The organism is Lentilactobacillus sp. TOM.63, from assembly GCF_030361045.1.
Lineage (GTDB): Bacteria > Bacillota > Bacilli > Lactobacillales > Lactobacillaceae > Lentilactobacillus > Lentilactobacillus dabitei.
In genome coordinates this window covers 1-1,757 of sequence record NZ_JAUCAP010000153.1, presented here as the reverse complement: position 1 = coordinate 1,757, position 1,757 = coordinate 1, and the positions used below count along the sequence as shown (strand labels likewise).

Here is a 1,757-nt window from a genome sequence, read left to right as displayed (position 1 = left end):
CAATTAACCACCAGTCTGCAAATGGTCGTTTTAGCGTTTTTAGCACTATTACTTAAGAGATTTTAGACAGCTTCTAACACTTTTAGTATAGAAGGGTAATGTTTTTGCTTGGTATTGATTGGGTAAAGAAATGGTAAAAAATAAGAGCGCGACAAGACCCGGGTTGACCCCAGAGCATAAGGCAGAAAATCCAGTAGCGAACGGTTTTTGTTCGTTACTGGATTTTTTGTCTTATGTGGCCGGGGTCAGGGTCGTCGGAGCGTATTTCAGAAGCCGAAGGGTGCTCAAAATATCATAACTGCTCAACTATACACATTCCAAAAAAGTCCCCCACCCAGCAGCAAGTCACTCACCCATCACATCTTCCGCCAGACCTTCAGCATAATCAGCATCGCCACAATCAAGGCGACAGAAATCCCCAAAGTCAGCATCCAAGCATATTGCATCCCGGCTAACGGGAGTTTCACGTTCATCCCATAGAATCCGGTAATGATCGTTGGCACAGCCATGGTCAGTGACCAAATTGTCAAAAATTTCATTGTATCGTTCAGGTTGTTATTAGCAAGGCTGTTGAAGGTATGATCGATTCGGTCAACGACTTGGGTTTCAATCTCAAACATCCGTTGGACCTGTTCTCCTTCAATTTGCACGTCTTCGAATAAATCAATTTTATCTTGGTCAGCACCGACACCAAAATGGGTCTTTGGCAAACGATCGAGTTCACTGAGATTGGTTTGGACCGCGCTGGACAAAAAGGTCAACGTCTGTTGAAGATATGAAAGTGAAACCAAGTCACTGTTCTTCGTCTTCCGGTTCAACATTTTATCCAAATAGTTGCGTTTCTTGGTAATGCCGCGAGAAATTGGGATAAAGCTGTCAACAACTGTAAACAGTGTTTCCATAATAAATGCATCGACGCTCTTAACCTCGGGATTATCCAATGCCGAGTAAAGTGCCGTGTTGACTTCAGGTATGTGGCTTTGATTAAACGTGAATAAAACGCCCTTATGGAGCAACATGCCAAATGGCTGGGTAATGTATCTCAGCGCATCTTTGTCGAGGGCATACGGCGCCAGAAAGATGAATAATTGGTCGTCCTCATTGATATCATAAACATAATTAGTACTTTCATCATTATCAGTGACGTACTCAATAATATCTTCATCGATGCCATACTGATCTTCGAGGGTTGCCCGTTCTTCGGCATTGATTTGAATCGTTTCAATCCATTTGGTTCCATTGATTGTCTTTTCGGGTTTGATCATTTAGTAATCCCCCTGTTAGTTATTAACCTCTATTTTAGACTAAAAGAAAAGAAGCCGCAGACAAATTTTTAAATTGTCAACGACTCCCAACTGCTAAACACTTTTATAAAGAATATAACGGAAACCTACTTATTTTTTATAAAGGTCTTTAAACGGTTATTTCAGCAAGCCAACCGTCTGGAGAATCAAGTAGATGTTCAAGGTTACCAGCACAATGGTGGCAAACCAAGCAGCGTACTTGACCCAAGTATGATTGGCGAACTCACCCATCAACTTCTTGTTACTGGTGAACATGACCAGTGGGATGATGGCAAACGGTAAAGCAATACTCAGGAACACTTGTGATGCCGTCAGTAATCCTTCAATCTTAGCCTCATTGCCATGATAGTAAATGGCAAAGATCAAAACTGGTGTGAGAAACTGTTTAGTATCTTTTGAGAAGTAACCTGATAAAAGCTAACGAAACCATCATGAGACTAGTGTTGAGCTTAC

The 1,757-nt window shown here is 41.6% G+C and carries 1 protein-coding gene and 1 pseudogene; both read right to left on the bottom strand.

From position 1 onward, the window contains the following. Positions 1 to 356 precede the first annotated feature (356 nt). Positions 357 to 1,265, bottom strand: coding sequence for a magnesium transporter CorA family protein (locus QUF07_RS13775; protein ID WP_008855228.1), 909 nt, complete (start codon positions 1,263 to 1,265; stop codon positions 357 to 359). A 156-nt stretch (positions 1,266 to 1,421) separates the two neighbouring features. Further along, positions 1,422 to 1,682 (bottom strand): annotated as a pseudogene (locus QUF07_RS13770) (divalent metal cation transporter); the annotation flags it as partial. Between the last annotated feature and the right edge of the window lie 75 nt (positions 1,683 to 1,757).